This window comes from Bacillus sp. SRL337 (assembly GCF_984799155.1).
Genome location: NZ_OZ481793.1, coordinates 2,097,108 through 2,110,114 on the forward strand (window position 1 = coordinate 2,097,108; position 13,007 = coordinate 2,110,114).

Consider the following 13,007-nt stretch of genomic DNA (forward strand, 5'->3'; position numbering starts at 1 on the left):
AGTAAGATGGGAGCGTGAATTATGAGACGTTTACTATTACTGGTCTTGATTATACTGGTCGCCTATAATACAAAGCCGTACTGGCAGGAATATGTGAACACTGCCCTTTTGGATGATGCACTTGCACAGTTTGATTCTTTTAAGGAAAAGCCTGAAGTGCAGAATACCCTGAACGATTTAAACGAACGATTCAGTGCGATAATCTATGGTATGGAAGATTCACTTAAAGAAGCGAAAAAAGAGGTTAACGAAACACAGGATAACCCAGAAGCTGTAGAAGTGAACAAGCCCCGGCTTTCAAAACCGGACAGTCAGGTGTTTTCAATTCACAATCTCGAGATTGGCGACACAAAGGAATATGTGGAACAAACTGTCGGAGCTCCAGTACGTTCATCACTTAATGAGTACGGAGTCGAATGGAATACATATCATCAAAATTATCAGAACTTCATGATGGTTTCCTTTGATAAAAACAATCGGGTCAGCGCTCTTTATACCAATCAAGATCTTATTTCTTCCGACTCAGGTGCCGGGTTGAATAGTTCAAAGGATGAAATTCATCAAGTTCTCGGTGAGCCTATTTCAAAAATCAGGAAAGGATTAGTCTACTATCAACTCCAGAATAATGGAGAATATGAAATTTACCAGCGTGATAACAGCTATATCACTGTTTTTTACGATAAACACGAAAATGAGACGGTGACCGCCCTGCAAATCATCGACGAAGATCTTGAGCAGGCTAAAAAGGAAATTTATGCTTCAGAAAGCCAGGGGCTTAAAGAAGGGTTTGAATACCAGCTTTTTGATCTTACCAATGCTGCAAGGGTCAATCATGGTTTGTCGGTCCTTACATGGAATGAGCATATAAGGATTACAGCACGGGATCACAGCCTTGATATGGCTGAAAACAATTACTTTAACCATACAAATCTTCAAGGGCAGTCGCCTTTTGACAGAATGCAGGAAGACAGCATCACCTTCACTGTTGCTGGTGAGAATTTGGCTTATGGCCAGTTCAGTTCGATTTTTGCCCACGAAGGACTGATGAACTCCGAAGGACACAGGAAGAACATTTTGAAAGAAGAGTATGAGTTCCTTGGTGTGGGAGTTGCTTTTAACCAAGACTCACAACCATACTATACAGAGAACTTTTTCCGGGATTGAGAATAACCCGCGCCTACTTGGGTGCGGGTTTTCAATTTAGGGGGTGAAATTGCAAGCATGAGGGCAGTGTCTATGGTAAATGCAGGGGTGGATGCCCTCAAAGTGCAGGGTCGAGGGCATGAACCTCGAACTTTGCACGAGTAGGATGCCGTCAAATGCTGGCTCTAGGACATGCATCGCGAGGAAGGTCCGAGTAGATTTCCTCAAAGAACTAGCCCGAGGACATGCACCGCCAGTTAGATCAGATTACATGTCCTCCCCTCTTAAAACCGTGGCTGGGACAAAAGATATTTAGTTAACGAAGGATCTTTTCGCAAAGATTGTGGCTTATCAAATTGTATGGATTTCCGCTCCAGGCGCACGACTCCGCGGCGGGCGTTGAGCCTCCTCAGCTGCGCCTGCGGGGTCTCACCTGTCCCGCTGTCCCGCAGGAGATCGCACGCCTTCCACTTCAATCCTTCTACGTAAAAAGGGAAGAGAAAAAAATCATTCAAAAATAAAAATCTTTTAGAAACGTGCTTTAACGAAAAAAACCGAACTTTTTCTAAAACTCTAAAATAGAGCCTCTAAAAAGTTCGGTTTTCTCATTTGTTTTGTATTGGTAACTTACAATTATACTGATTTTAGAGGGAATATTTTAGTTCTGTCCTACCCACGTACTGGCCGATTGTTTATTAATTGCTGCCTTTACGATCCCTTCTGCCGCTGCGCTTCCGCACACGCGAATAATGGCAGCTGTCACAAATCGGGAACTTGAATCCGGCAGGAAGCCTTTTTCCACACCGTTTGCATTTCATCGTCAACGTTGAAACCTCTGTATCCAGGCTTTCATGGACACCATCGGCAATGTCTTCCCTGAGGCGCTCCCAGTAGATTGCTTCTGTCCGGTGTCCCAGGCGGTAAAGGAAAAGCAAATGGAGACCGACTGCTTTATATGCGACCTCCTGCTGCTCCAGGTTCTTACGTTTCAGTTTCGGCTCAGGCAGTTCATTGCCGCTCATAATGGCGTCCATGGTTTCCAGCCATTGTGAGGTCAACTCGGGCTCCTTCTTGGAAAATGGAAGGTGCAGGAATCCATACAGGTCCATCATCGACAGTCTGCCCTCTATCTCTGTCCCTCTGACCAATTCATATAATTCCCTCTCTTCGTACAGGGACGCTTTTTGTGTGCCAAATGGGCTCTGGAACTTTTCCCACAGTTCGAAAAACCGTCCTAGGTCCTGATGATACTTTTGGAACCGTTCAAAGACGGATGTTGTTGGGGCGATCGCAAAGGATTGTACCGGTTCATCTTCCTGTTCCAAAAGTTTCATCATCCGCTTGATGTCTTTCGTGAAAGCGACCTTCCCCACATCATAGATTCCTTTGCGGCCAGCACGCCCGGCAATTTGTTTTACTTCCTGAGAGGTAAGGATTCTTCTTCTGGTGCCATCAAACTTATCATTCTCAAGAAAAACAATTCTTCTGATGGGGAGGTTCAACCCCATTCCGATGGCATCGGTTGCTACAATGACCTTTGTCTCGCCTTTAATGAATCTTTGCATTTGCTTCTTTCTCGTCTCCGGAGGCATGCTTCCATAAATCATACTGACGGAATGGCCGCTGTTTTGCAGTTTTGAAGCTGTCTCAAGCACTCTTCTTCTTGAAAAGCAGACTAAGGCATCGCCTCTTTTGGCATGTTTTAGGGAGAATTCCCGCTGTTCGACCTCCAAAGGAATGTCCCTGCTGTACTCATTGATTTCGATCTCACAATTCTCGAGAATCCCGAGAAGCATCGGTTTCACATTCCGGCTTCCGATGATATGGACTTCCCTTGCTCTCGCCTTTGTAATAGCTTTGAACCAGGAGAACCCGCGGTCTTTATCTGCCATCATCTGCGCTTCATCAATGACGACGACATCATAGGCTTCTTTTTCATAAAACATTTCTACTGTACAGGCAACATGCCTTGCTTGCGGTACTGTCTTTTCCTCTTCCCCTGTTTTCAGGTTGCAGGGTACTCTTTCATTATTCAGGCGGTCATATACCTCCAGGGCAAGAAGGCGGAGAGGCGCAAGGTACAACCCGCTTTCGGCTTTTTTCATGCTTTCCAGTGCATGATGGGTTTTCCCTGTGTTGGTTTCTCCGATATGAAGGACATATTTTGTCGTTCCACCCAGGGAGACGCTGTATTCCCTGCCGAAAATATCATTCATCATCCGTTCTTCTTCTTGCTGCTTACGTTGAAGCTCAGCAATCTCAGCTGCCTTCCTTTCTTCCCTTCTTGCCAGGTCGTTCTCATAAATTGCAGCATGATTTTCTTCATTTGAAATGCCTGCCAGGTTCAAAAGGTCTTCCACATATTCTTCCTGAAGATATTCCATATAAAGGTTTGCCTGATCATAAAAGTCATCCTGCATCCATTTGCGGATGTCATCCTCAGCAAGAGGTTCTTCAAAGGCGCTTTGAAATTGATCCGATTGCTCTTCTGAAACATAGTTAAGCAGTGATTTTGGGAAGGTTTTTAGCATATACCTGGAAACGAACTCTTCATAAACAAAATAATAGGTCTCGTATTCCCAATAACTTCTGCCGCGGTGAAGAGTTCGATGAATGAGTCCATTGAGTTCTTGCAAAAACTCAGACAGCGTACGATAGTCTACCGGATTGAATGCACCGATTTCTTCCAGCTGTTCTTCCAGCATGAAGGTGTCAACCTGTCCGTACTTTACTTTTTCCTTAAAATCATTTAAAAGCTTCTTGGCAGCTGCATATCTGATAGGGAGATACCAATTTTGTTTTTGATCATGAAACGCTTCTCGAAGACTTTGAATGATTTCATGTGTAACCCTCTTTTGTTCAGCCTCCACTTTATCCTGTTCTAAACGCAGCAGGTAACCTTCCCTTGCTGTATCATAGCGGTCCCTCCACTGTTCCTCCTGAGAACCCGCCTGGCCCTTGAGCCAAGGAATCACATCAAATGGCCGATAACCTCTCATTTCATTCCGGAATACCTGATTAATAACTTTTTTATCGACTCCCTCCACTTCATAATCCCGTTCCCGAAGAAAAGCTTTTTTTTCACTTCTGCTCACGAAATTTGTGACCTTATTCAGCCAAACGTTCATCCATAGTTGATCTATATAATGAATTCTTTCATTGAGATATTCGTCAAAGGAAGGGACTGTTTCCTTTGTTTCCATGAACCGAAAGATATCCTCTTTTATTTTCCGTTTCGTATCTTGCAACGCTTCTTCATGCAATTCAGTCAATTTTTCCATTTCTTATCACCTTTTCTCTACTGCTGTAAATCTAGTTCTGGCAGTTGCTGCAGTAAAATGTTTTCTTAGAAGAGATTTCATCTTTGATTAGTTGATTTCCGCATCGAATACATGGTTCTCCTTCACGGTCGTACACGCGGCATTTTCTGCTGTATCCTCCAGTCAGTTCATCATTAGGATGAAAGGGCTCTTCCATATATCCACCGCTCTTGATGGCGTCCTTTAGTATGAACTGCATGGATTGAAAAAGCTGACCGGATTCTTGTTCAGTAAGCTCATTGAATTTCCGTGCGGGCAGCAGCCCAGCATGAAAGCACATCTCGTCTGAATAGCAATTTCCTATGCCGGACAGGAAGCTTTGATTGACTAGGGTCGTCTTCAGGCTTCCCCTCCGGTCACGGGACATTTCAATGAATTTTCCAGCCTTAAACTGTGGGCTTAACGGTTCTGGACCCAGATCTCCCAATTCTTTTCCTGCTTCTTCAAGCTTTTTATATAAATGTAGATACCCAAGTCGGAGGCCGATAAAATATAAATGTTGATTTCCAAAGGATAGCTTGATCTGAATAGTTCTGTCGGGTTTTTCCTGTTCCGTACTGAAAAACATCCAGCCGCCCAGCATTAAATGCAGTACTAATACTACATCATTATCTAGATGAAACAGCAAGTGCTTTGCTCTTCTAGTTACATTTTTTATGTGATGGTTCTTCACATGGCGGATAAAGTCATTGACAGGAACATTGATCGATTTTTCCCTTCCGACCTCGATATCCGTAATTTGTTTTGTAAGGACGTGCTGCATCAGCAGGTTCTTATAATTCTCCATCTCAGGAAGTTCCGGCATATTATCACTCCCGCTCCTTTTTTCATTATCGTTTCCATTCACAAACAAAAAACAAGTTCCATAAATGGGAAACCACACTTCAGTCCTTTAAAGCAGCGGGGGACTGTCACCTGATGCTTTAAAGGGCAAAAGGGCACTGGAAATTATATTGCGAAATACTCATGTGCCCGCAGAGCATACTAGTAAAGAACGAATTTTGGCTAGAGGAGGAAAAGTATGTTCCATCACATAAAAGAACTTCAGTACAATGCAAAACCAAGTAAGCCAGACCCTGTATACGCCAAAAAACTTCAAGAGATTCTTGGCGGCCAGTATGGTGAGATGTCTGTTATGATGCAGTATCTCTTTCAAGGTTGGAACTGCCGGGCAGAAAGCAAATACCGTGATATGATCCTTGATATTGGTACAGAGGAAATTGCTCACGTTGAGATGATTGCCACAATGATTGCCCAGCTCTTGGACGGAGCCCCGGCAGGTGATCAGGATTATGCTGCCCAAGATCCTGCTGTGCAGGCCGTCCTTGGCGGAATGAATCCTCAACATGCGATTGTCAATGGCCTTGGCGCACAGCCTAATGATAGCGTCGGCTATCCGTGGACTTCCCGCTACACCATTGCAAGTGGAAACCTCCTTGCAGACTTCCGTGCCAACTTGAATGCTGAGTCACAAGGAAGGCTGCAGGTTTGCCGCCTGTATGAAATGACGGAAGACCCTGGAGTCAGGGATATGCTATCATTTTTGATTGCAAGGGATACAATGCATCAAAATCAGTGGATGGCTGCCATAGAAGAACTGGAACAAACCCAAGGAGCCATTGTTCCGAGTACATTTAACCAGGAATATGAAAAACAGGATGTCTCCTACTCCTTCATGAACTTCTCCCAAGGAGAGGAAAGCAGTACTGGACGCTGGGCGAATGGGCCGACATTGGATGGACAAGGTAATTTCACATATGTCCAGCAGCCGCAAGCGATGGGTCAGAAACCAGAACTACAGCCTGCCCCTCCTTTTATCCACGGTACACCTCCTGAAGCTCTGCGCAAAATGCAGGGCAAGGGAAAAATGGAGCCTAATCAATAATATGAATCGCATGAACGCATCGGGGGACTGTCCTCCGATGCGTTCATGCGTTTAAAAAACGTTCAAGCCCTTTTTAAACAAAACCGAAACCCAAGTGGACTTTTTTCCATAGAATAAAGCGAATGTTATTTAAGGAGGGTGCTTTATGTATAGAGAGGATTTCCCTATGTATGAACATGATGAAAGAATATTGCCTTTACTTGCTGTAGGAGCGGCCACCGGCGGCTTTGGAGGCTGGGGGGGCTACGGTTACGGCCGTCCGGGCTGGGGGTATGGACCAGGCTGGGGCTACGGCTTCGGACGCCCTGGCTGGGGTTATGGAAGGCCGGGCTGGGGCTATGGACGCCCTGGTTGGGGTTACGGACGTCCAGGATATTGGCGGTAACACACAAAAAAAGAAGACCGGAATCCTCCGGGCTTCTTTTCAATTATCCTTGTTTAGCTGGTTTTTTCAGCAAGCCGACCATAACAGCTGTAACGGCTGAACCAATCAGTACGGCCAGAATATACAATAAAGGATTACCCTGTACGACTGGGAATACAAAGATACCGCCGTGTGGTGCTGGAAGGCCGATGCCGAATGCCATTGCAAGTCCACCGGCTATTGCTGAACCGACGATTGCAGATGGGATGACACGTCCCGGATCTGCTGCTGCAAACGGAATAGCTCCTTCGGTAATGAATGATGCCCCCATGAAATAACACGTGAAACCAGCTTTTCTTTCTTGTGGTGTAAATTTATTTTTAAAGAATGTAGTCGCTAACGCCATTCCAAGCGGAGGAGCCATACCTCCAGCCATAATGGCCGCATGAGGACCGAAATTACCGGCATCAATCATGGCAATTCCGAATGTGAATGCCGCTTTGTTGATTGGACCGCCAAGATCGACTGCCATCATACCTCCTAGAAGGATTCCAAGTAGGACAAGGTTTGTCGTGCCCATACCTCCAAGCCATTCCTGCAATTGCTCATTAATGAAAGAAACCGGTTCATTGACGACAAACAGCATGATCAAACCAGTGATCAAAATTCCAAATACAGGATAAAGCAATACCGGTTTTAAGCCTTCAAGCCAATTTGGCAGGTTGGCAAACAACTTTTTAAGCAGTAGAACAATATAACCCGCAAGGAAACCGGCAATCAAGCCGCCAAGGAAACCGCCGCCGCCAGTAGCTGCAAGGTACCCACCGACCATACCTGCTGCAAAGCCAGGTCTGTCTGCAATACTCATGGCGATGAATGCTGCAAGCACAGGAATCATTAAGCCAAAGGCACCTGTTCCGCCGCCGATGGTGTTAAGGGCTTCAGCAATTGGGTTATACGTTTCGTGGTTGGGATCAGCTGCCTGGATCCCGAACATGAAGGATATCGCAATTAAGATACCGCCTCCGACAACAAATGGAAGCATGTTGGAAACGCCATTCATCAAGTGCTTATAGAAGCCGCTGCGTTTTTCTTTGGACTCTCCTTCATCTTCTGCAGCCTTGCCGCTGCCATCATAAACAGGAGCATCTCCATTTACCGCCCGGTCGAGAAGTTTATCGGGGTTGCGAATTCCCTCTGCCACTGGAACCTGAATGACTTTCTTCCCTTTGAAACGTTCCATTTCAACTTTTGTATCAGCTGCAACGATGATGGCCACCGCATTTTTAATTTCGGCTTTTGTCAGTTGATTTTTCGCTCCGCTGGAACCATTTGTTTCAACTTTGATCTCAATATTTTTTTCTTTAGCTTTTGCTTTCAGGGAATCAGCAGCCATATAAGTATGGGCAATTCCTGTTGGGCAAGCCGTAACTGCCAGGACTTTTCCTGTTTCCCCGCTTGTACTTACAGCTTGGTCTTCCTGAGGCTGTTCTTCAGGCTCTTCGTCAGCCAATACCTCTTTTTCTTTTTCATCAATCAGGTTCAGGATCTCTTCTTCATCTGCTGCGTTCATTAATTTCTTCCTGAAACCATCATCCATCAATAAGGATGAAAGTCGTGAAAGGGTTTCCAAGTGGGCATTATTTGCTCCTTCAGAAGCGGCAATCATGAAGAATAGATGGCTGTTCTGCCCATCTAGTGCTTCATAATCAATTCCTTCTGCAGAGCGCCCAAATGCGATGGCAGGCGTTTTGACAGATGCTGTCTTGGCATGTGGAATGGCAATGCCTTCCCCGATCCCGGTTGTACTTTGTTCTTCTCTTGCCAGGATGGCTTTCTTGTATCCCTCTCGATCATTTAATTTGCCGCCTCTATCAAGCTTGCCGACCAACTCATCAATGACATCAGCTTTAGAGCTGGATTTTAAATTAAGGATCATGGTGTTTTTCTGTAAAAGTTCTGTTATCCTCATGGTCATTCCCTCCCTGAAATAGGTATAATTTCTATTTCATCTAACAATTCGTTTATGGTTTCTTTTGTACAGAAACCTGTTGAATAAGCGGTTGCACTGCCAGCTGCAGCACCAAATTTGAAACTGTTCAAAAGATCGCCGGTTTCATGGAAAGCTGCTACAAACCCCGCAACCACGGAATCCCCTGCCCCGACTGAATTCACAAGCTCGCCATGCGGGACAGGTGCAAAATAGGCTTCTTCTCCGAAAAAGTAAAGAGTTCCTTTCCCTCCCATGGAAACAATGACATTCTGAGCGCCCATTTCCAGCAGTTTCTTTCCATAAGGAATCGCATCTTCTCTGCTTTCTATGGAGATGCCGAATAATTCCCCTAGTTCATGATGGTTCGGCTTAATCAGAAATGGCTTGTATTTCAAGATGTTCAACAGTTTCTCTTTCGTCGTATCAACGACGATTCTGATGCCTTTGCTCTCTGCCTGCTTAATGATCTGTTCATAAAAATCACCCGGCATGGAAGGCGGAATGCTTCCAGCAAGCACCAAAATGTCCTCTTCATTAAGGATGTCGAGCTGGCGGTTTAATATTGTCAAAGCTTCAGATTCAATAACAGGACCAATTCCGTTGATTTCTGTTTCCTCATTGCCGCGAAGTTTGATATTAATTCTTGTATCTCCATCAACTTGGACAAAATCGGAATCGATTTGTTCTTTTTTTAGTTCATCTAGAATGAATTGGCCAGTAAATCCACCTAGAAAACCAAGTGCTTTGTTCTTAATCCCTAAAGAGGTTAAAACCCTGGAAACATTGATTCCTTTTCCTCCTGGAACTTTTGAGTCATGCTCCATTCGGTTCGTTTTCCCCAGGTTGAGTTCATCTACTGTTACAAAATAATCAATGGATGGATTCAGAGTAAGTGTGTAAATCATGTTGTCACAACCTTTATTGAAGTCTGCTGCTGATAGTTCTGGATATTTTCGTTTATCTTGTTGGTAATCAGTGCGGCCTCTTCCATATCGGCTATCTTGCTGAATGATACTTCTCCAATTTTGGAGTGATCTGCAAGGATGAATGCCTCTTGGGAAAGCTGGATGGCATTTTGTTTAATTAGTGCTTCTTCGGGATCCGGCGTGGTGTATCCATAGTCAACGTCGACGCCGTTTGTTCCGATGAAGCATTTATCAAATCGGTAAGTCCTTAAATTCTCGAGTGCCGACCGGCCGATGACAGCCCTTGTCGAACCCTTAATCATCCCCCCAAGCAGGTAGGTGGAAATGCCCTTTTCGAGCAATGGTTCAATCAAGGTAATCCCATTGGTTACAACGGTCAGCTTTTTTTGATTTAAGTAGGAAATCATCTGCTGGGTCGTTGTTCCTGCATCCAAATAGATGGAATCCCCGTCGCGGACAAAGGAAGCAGCTGTCTTTGCTATATCTATTTTATCTTGAAGGTTTTTGAATGATTTTTCAGACATGCTGGGTTCATTTCGTTTTCCTTGCAGCAAGGATGCTCCGCCATGGACCCTTTTAAGCTTTTTGTCCTCTTCTAGTTGAATGAGATCGCGGCGGATCGTTGATTCTGATGCATTGGTTTCTTCAATTAGTTCTTGCAGCTTGACGACACCCTTCTCTTTTAAAAGAGAGAGAATGATCTGCTGCCTTTCTGGAGTAAGCATGTTCATCCTCCAATTCAATTTGAAGTATCTTAATTATAAAGTAAGCCTTTACACATTTCAATCATAAAAATTCATTCTCTTTCAGAAACGTTCAATTTATTCATTATTCTGGTTATTCTGACGGATTTGCGATGGGGGTTCTCGACACTGCAGGGATGCGTTGCGGCCATGGGTACTGGGTTCAGAAGAAGGAGCTGGAAATCACATTAGCCGATGGATCTTGGAGCATGTGGCTGCAGGGCGATAACTAATGGGCAAATGAGCTTGTTTAAAAAGAAGGGATACAGAAATCCTCTGGTCGCTGGACTGTGGAGCTGGCCGAGCTGCGCCTATTTGAAGAGGTTCAAGCATCAAAAGGTTCAACGCATTCGGGTCCACCCAAAGTACAGCCCCTGCAGTTGATATTCAGGCAAATAAAAAGAAGACGAGATAACCTCGTCCCAGACTGTAGACAAACCCTACTTCAACTTTTTGATTCAAGTAGGGTTTGTTAATTTTCGAGGAAAAGGCCTATAAACATTACACTGGACATGGCCCTCGCCATGTCCAGTTTGCTAACTTCTTAAGATTCATGGCAACAAACGTAAGCATCGCCTGGATTGAAACTTTCTTCAGACCTCTCAAGGCCGTCCAACCCATGCCATGCTTCTCTTTCGCATCAGCAAAAACTCTTTCAATTGTTTCTTTGCGCTGTGCGTAAAGTGTTTTATTCAAATTAGTGTGCCTCAGATGTTCAACCTTCCTAACTAAGTGGTCTTGCGGGACCAACTGGTCCAGGGCAGCCATCTCAATTTGATTTCTTCCATCTTCTACATGTCTTGATAACATTGTGAATCCCCCACAGATTTTTTATGTTTGGTGTCAAAACCAGATTTAACTTACAAAAGGTTGATTGGAGTGGAAGGCGTACGATCTCCTGCGGGACCAGCGTGACAGGTGAGACCCCGCAGGCGAAGCTGAGGAGGCTCACCGCACACCCCGCGGAGTCGTGCGCCTGTAGCGGAAATCAACTATTCATTCCAACCACCCAAGTTTTTAGTTAAGAAGTAGTTAATACAAAAAAAGCTTGTAGCCATGGTCCAAATCTTGGACTTTGTCTACAAGCTGAGACGAGATAACCTCGTCCTCTCTTTATACTGTAACTAGTCTTCTATTAAATATATCAGCCCCGAATCTTCTTTATCCAGGCGTTTGACGATACCGCTGGGTTGGTAGCCGTTGGAACCAAATACCGGCTGCGTTGTCTTGTTGGATGGGGTGATGAAAATATTTTTTCAGTTGGTGCGCCCTCTTCTTCTCTTAGAAGGGTGAACACCAACTAATGCTATAAAAGTCCAGTCAAAAAACTGAGTATGATAGATTAAGAAACCGCCGGTCTTTCTTTCTTCTCTTGCCACAACACAGTGTCCAGTATCAAGCGTGAGCCTCTTTTAGCCAGGAAACTTCTTTCTTGACTTCCAAAATTATTTCGCTGTCAATTTCAATAATCTTCAGGTTTGTTTTTTACCTATAGTAATAGAAATCTCAATCATTTTTATTGCCCTTTGGCAATGCTAGGGTGCCGGCCGCCTAGTATTTCAGCAATCCGGGCATCTCGTTCATTTTCATCAAGGTACTGAAAGAATCCCAGTAAATTTCCCCATGGATCCTGAAAGGTTGCCCACTTGACAGGTACCTCTTCCCTGCCATGGATTTCAAAGTACTCAAGTTGGAGCTTGTCCATCAACCTTTGGCGTTCCGCTTCAATATCCATTACCCCCAGTCGGATCGGACCACTGTTGGCAGAGGGTTCCCCTTGTGATACTTGAAGCCAGCAGCCGGGAATGAATTCCCACTCTGCGAAATCTTCATGTGGGATGAAATCCGGCTCCTTCTTCAGTAGAGTCTCATACCAGTGCTTTCCTTTTTCAAAATCGGCCACTCTTACTTGATAAGTCATTTCAAAAATCATATTTGTCCCCTTTCAACTCTTCCTTATATATCTTGTTTCTATCAGAAAGAGGGGATTTCCTCTATTATGGTTGATCTTCCATCAAGTCGGCAATTTCATGTGAATCGTAGACGTCCTGTTTTCTAAGGTTCTTTATGACCTCTATCTTATTTTCGGTACTTTTGTTCTGATTCAGTTTCCATTTACCTTCAATGGTGTCTATTTTCATTCTGAAGCCGACAATGCCATTCAGCAGGCGGCTGACAGTTTCTGTTTCATCTTCCATTTTCCACGGATTTTCAAAGCCATTCTCATAGAAATCCACTGATTGTTGAAGAATGGACAATAATTCTTTTCCCTCCGTTAGGATTTCGATGGTACCCTGAACATGGACAGCAACATAGTTCCAAGTAGGTACATTCTTTTTCTCTTTATACCATGAAGCGGAAATGTAGGAGTGCGGGCCGGAAAAGACGGCTAATCCCTTCTTGCCATCAAGATTCTTCCATTGCGGGTTTGCCTTTGCTATATGGCCGATAAGTTCTGGTTTATCTTTATCTCTAAGGACAAAAGGAAGATGGGTTGCTTGAGGTCCCTCCTCATCATGGGAGAATAAGATGCCGAAGCTGTTCTCTTCAATAAACTTCAATAGCCTTTGTCGATCTTCCACTTTAAATTCTTTTGGGATAAACATGATTTTCCTCATTTCATTAGTTTATTT

General features: G+C 44.4%; 10 protein-coding genes and 1 pseudogene. 3 read left to right on the forward strand and 8 right to left on the reverse strand.

Annotation, left to right across the window (positions count from 1 at the left end):
• The first annotated feature begins 21 nt into the window (after window positions 1-21).
• The gene (locus AC4E8A_RS10375) at window positions 22-1,164 is read left to right on the forward strand and encodes a CAP domain-containing protein (protein ID WP_490198403.1); all 1,143 of its coding nucleotides are present in this window, start codon (window positions 22-24) and stop codon (window positions 1,162-1,164) included.
• Between the two features lie 674 nt (window positions 1,165-1,838).
• Here AC4E8A_RS10375 and AC4E8A_RS10380 read toward each other — a convergent pair.
• A complete protein-coding gene (locus tag AC4E8A_RS10380; protein WP_490198404.1) occupies window positions 1,839-4,424 on the reverse strand; it encodes a DEAD/DEAH box helicase in 2,586 nt (861 codons plus the stop codon).
• Window positions 4,425-4,455: 31 nt separating this feature from the next.
• On the reverse strand, window positions 4,456-5,268 hold the full coding sequence (locus AC4E8A_RS10385; RefSeq protein ID WP_490198405.1) for an Fpg/Nei family DNA glycosylase: 813 nt from the start codon (window positions 5,266-5,268) through the stop codon (window positions 4,456-4,458).
• Between the two features lie 216 nt (window positions 5,269-5,484).
• On the opposite strand from AC4E8A_RS10385, the gene AC4E8A_RS10390 reads away from it, so the two are divergent.
• On the forward strand, window positions 5,485-6,348 hold the full coding sequence (locus tag AC4E8A_RS10390; RefSeq protein ID WP_490198406.1) for a manganese catalase: 864 nt from the start codon (window positions 5,485-5,487) through the stop codon (window positions 6,346-6,348).
• Window positions 6,349-6,493: 145 nt separating this feature from the next.
• Window positions 6,494-6,733 (forward strand): hypothetical protein, encoded by a 240-nt coding sequence (locus AC4E8A_RS10395; RefSeq protein WP_490198407.1) that lies wholly within the window; start codon window positions 6,494-6,496, stop codon window positions 6,731-6,733.
• A gap of 43 nt (window positions 6,734-6,776) precedes the next feature.
• Here AC4E8A_RS10395 and AC4E8A_RS10400 read toward each other — a convergent pair whose 3' ends face one another.
• The 6 genes and pseudogenes from AC4E8A_RS10400 to AC4E8A_RS10425 form a co-directional block, all read right to left on the reverse strand.
• The gene (locus tag AC4E8A_RS10400) at window positions 6,777-8,684 is read right to left on the reverse strand and encodes a PTS fructose transporter subunit IIABC (RefSeq protein ID WP_490198409.1); all 1,908 of its coding nucleotides are present in this window, start codon (window positions 8,682-8,684) and stop codon (window positions 6,777-6,779) included.
• 2 nt (window positions 8,685-8,686) lie between these two features.
• The gene (gene pfkB / locus AC4E8A_RS10405; RefSeq protein ID WP_490198410.1) at window positions 8,687-9,610 is read right to left on the reverse strand and encodes a 1-phosphofructokinase; all 924 of its coding nucleotides are present in this window, start codon (window positions 9,608-9,610) and stop codon (window positions 8,687-8,689) included.
• Window positions 9,607-10,356: a DeoR/GlpR family DNA-binding transcription regulator gene (locus AC4E8A_RS10410; RefSeq protein ID WP_490198411.1), complete on the reverse strand. Its 750-nt coding sequence runs from the start codon at window positions 10,354-10,356 to the stop codon at window positions 9,607-9,609. Before AC4E8A_RS10410 ends, pfkB begins: the two co-directional genes overlap by 4 nt.
• A gap of 519 nt (window positions 10,357-10,875) precedes the next feature.
• A pseudogene (locus AC4E8A_RS10415) lies at window positions 10,876-11,097 on the reverse strand (transposase); the annotation flags it as partial.
• A gap of 793 nt (window positions 11,098-11,890) precedes the next feature.
• Complete coding sequence (locus AC4E8A_RS10420; protein ID WP_490198412.1) at window positions 11,891-12,307, reverse strand: VOC family protein; 417 nt, start codon at window positions 12,305-12,307, stop codon at window positions 11,891-11,893.
• A gap of 64 nt (window positions 12,308-12,371) precedes the next feature.
• Complete coding sequence (locus AC4E8A_RS10425) at window positions 12,372-12,980, reverse strand: FMN-binding negative transcriptional regulator (protein ID WP_490198413.1); 609 nt, start codon at window positions 12,978-12,980, stop codon at window positions 12,372-12,374.
• Window positions 12,981-13,007: the final 27 nt, after the last annotated feature.

Coding starts and splice junctions, on each gene's coding strand:
- AC4E8A_RS10420 (WP_490198412.1), bottom strand. CDS start 12,307: ATGATTTTTGAAATGACTTATCAAGTAAGAGTGGCCGATTTTGAAAAA.
- AC4E8A_RS10425 (WP_490198413.1), bottom strand. CDS start 12,980: ATGTTTATCCCAAAAGAATTTAAAGTGGAAGATCGACAAAGGCTATTG.
- AC4E8A_RS10390 (WP_490198406.1), top strand. CDS start 5,485: ATGTTCCATCACATAAAAGAACTTCAGTACAATGCAAAACCAAGTAAG.
- AC4E8A_RS10410 (WP_490198411.1), bottom strand. CDS start 10,356: ATGCTTACTCCAGAAAGGCAGCAGATCATTCTCTCTCTTTTAAAAGAG.
- AC4E8A_RS10385 (WP_490198405.1), bottom strand. CDS start 5,268: ATGCCGGAACTTCCTGAGATGGAGAATTATAAGAACCTGCTGATGCAG.
- AC4E8A_RS10375 (WP_490198403.1), top strand. CDS start 22: ATGAGACGTTTACTATTACTGGTCTTGATTATACTGGTCGCCTATAAT.
- pfkB (WP_490198410.1), bottom strand. CDS start 9,610: ATGATTTACACACTTACTCTGAATCCATCCATTGATTATTTTGTAACA.
- AC4E8A_RS10400 (WP_490198409.1), bottom strand. CDS start 8,684: ATGAGGATAACAGAACTTTTACAGAAAAACACCATGATCCTTAATTTA.
- AC4E8A_RS10395 (WP_490198407.1), top strand. CDS start 6,494: ATGTATAGAGAGGATTTCCCTATGTATGAACATGATGAAAGAATATTG.
- AC4E8A_RS10380 (WP_490198404.1), bottom strand. CDS start 4,424: ATGGAAAAATTGACTGAATTGCATGAAGAAGCGTTGCAAGATACGAAA.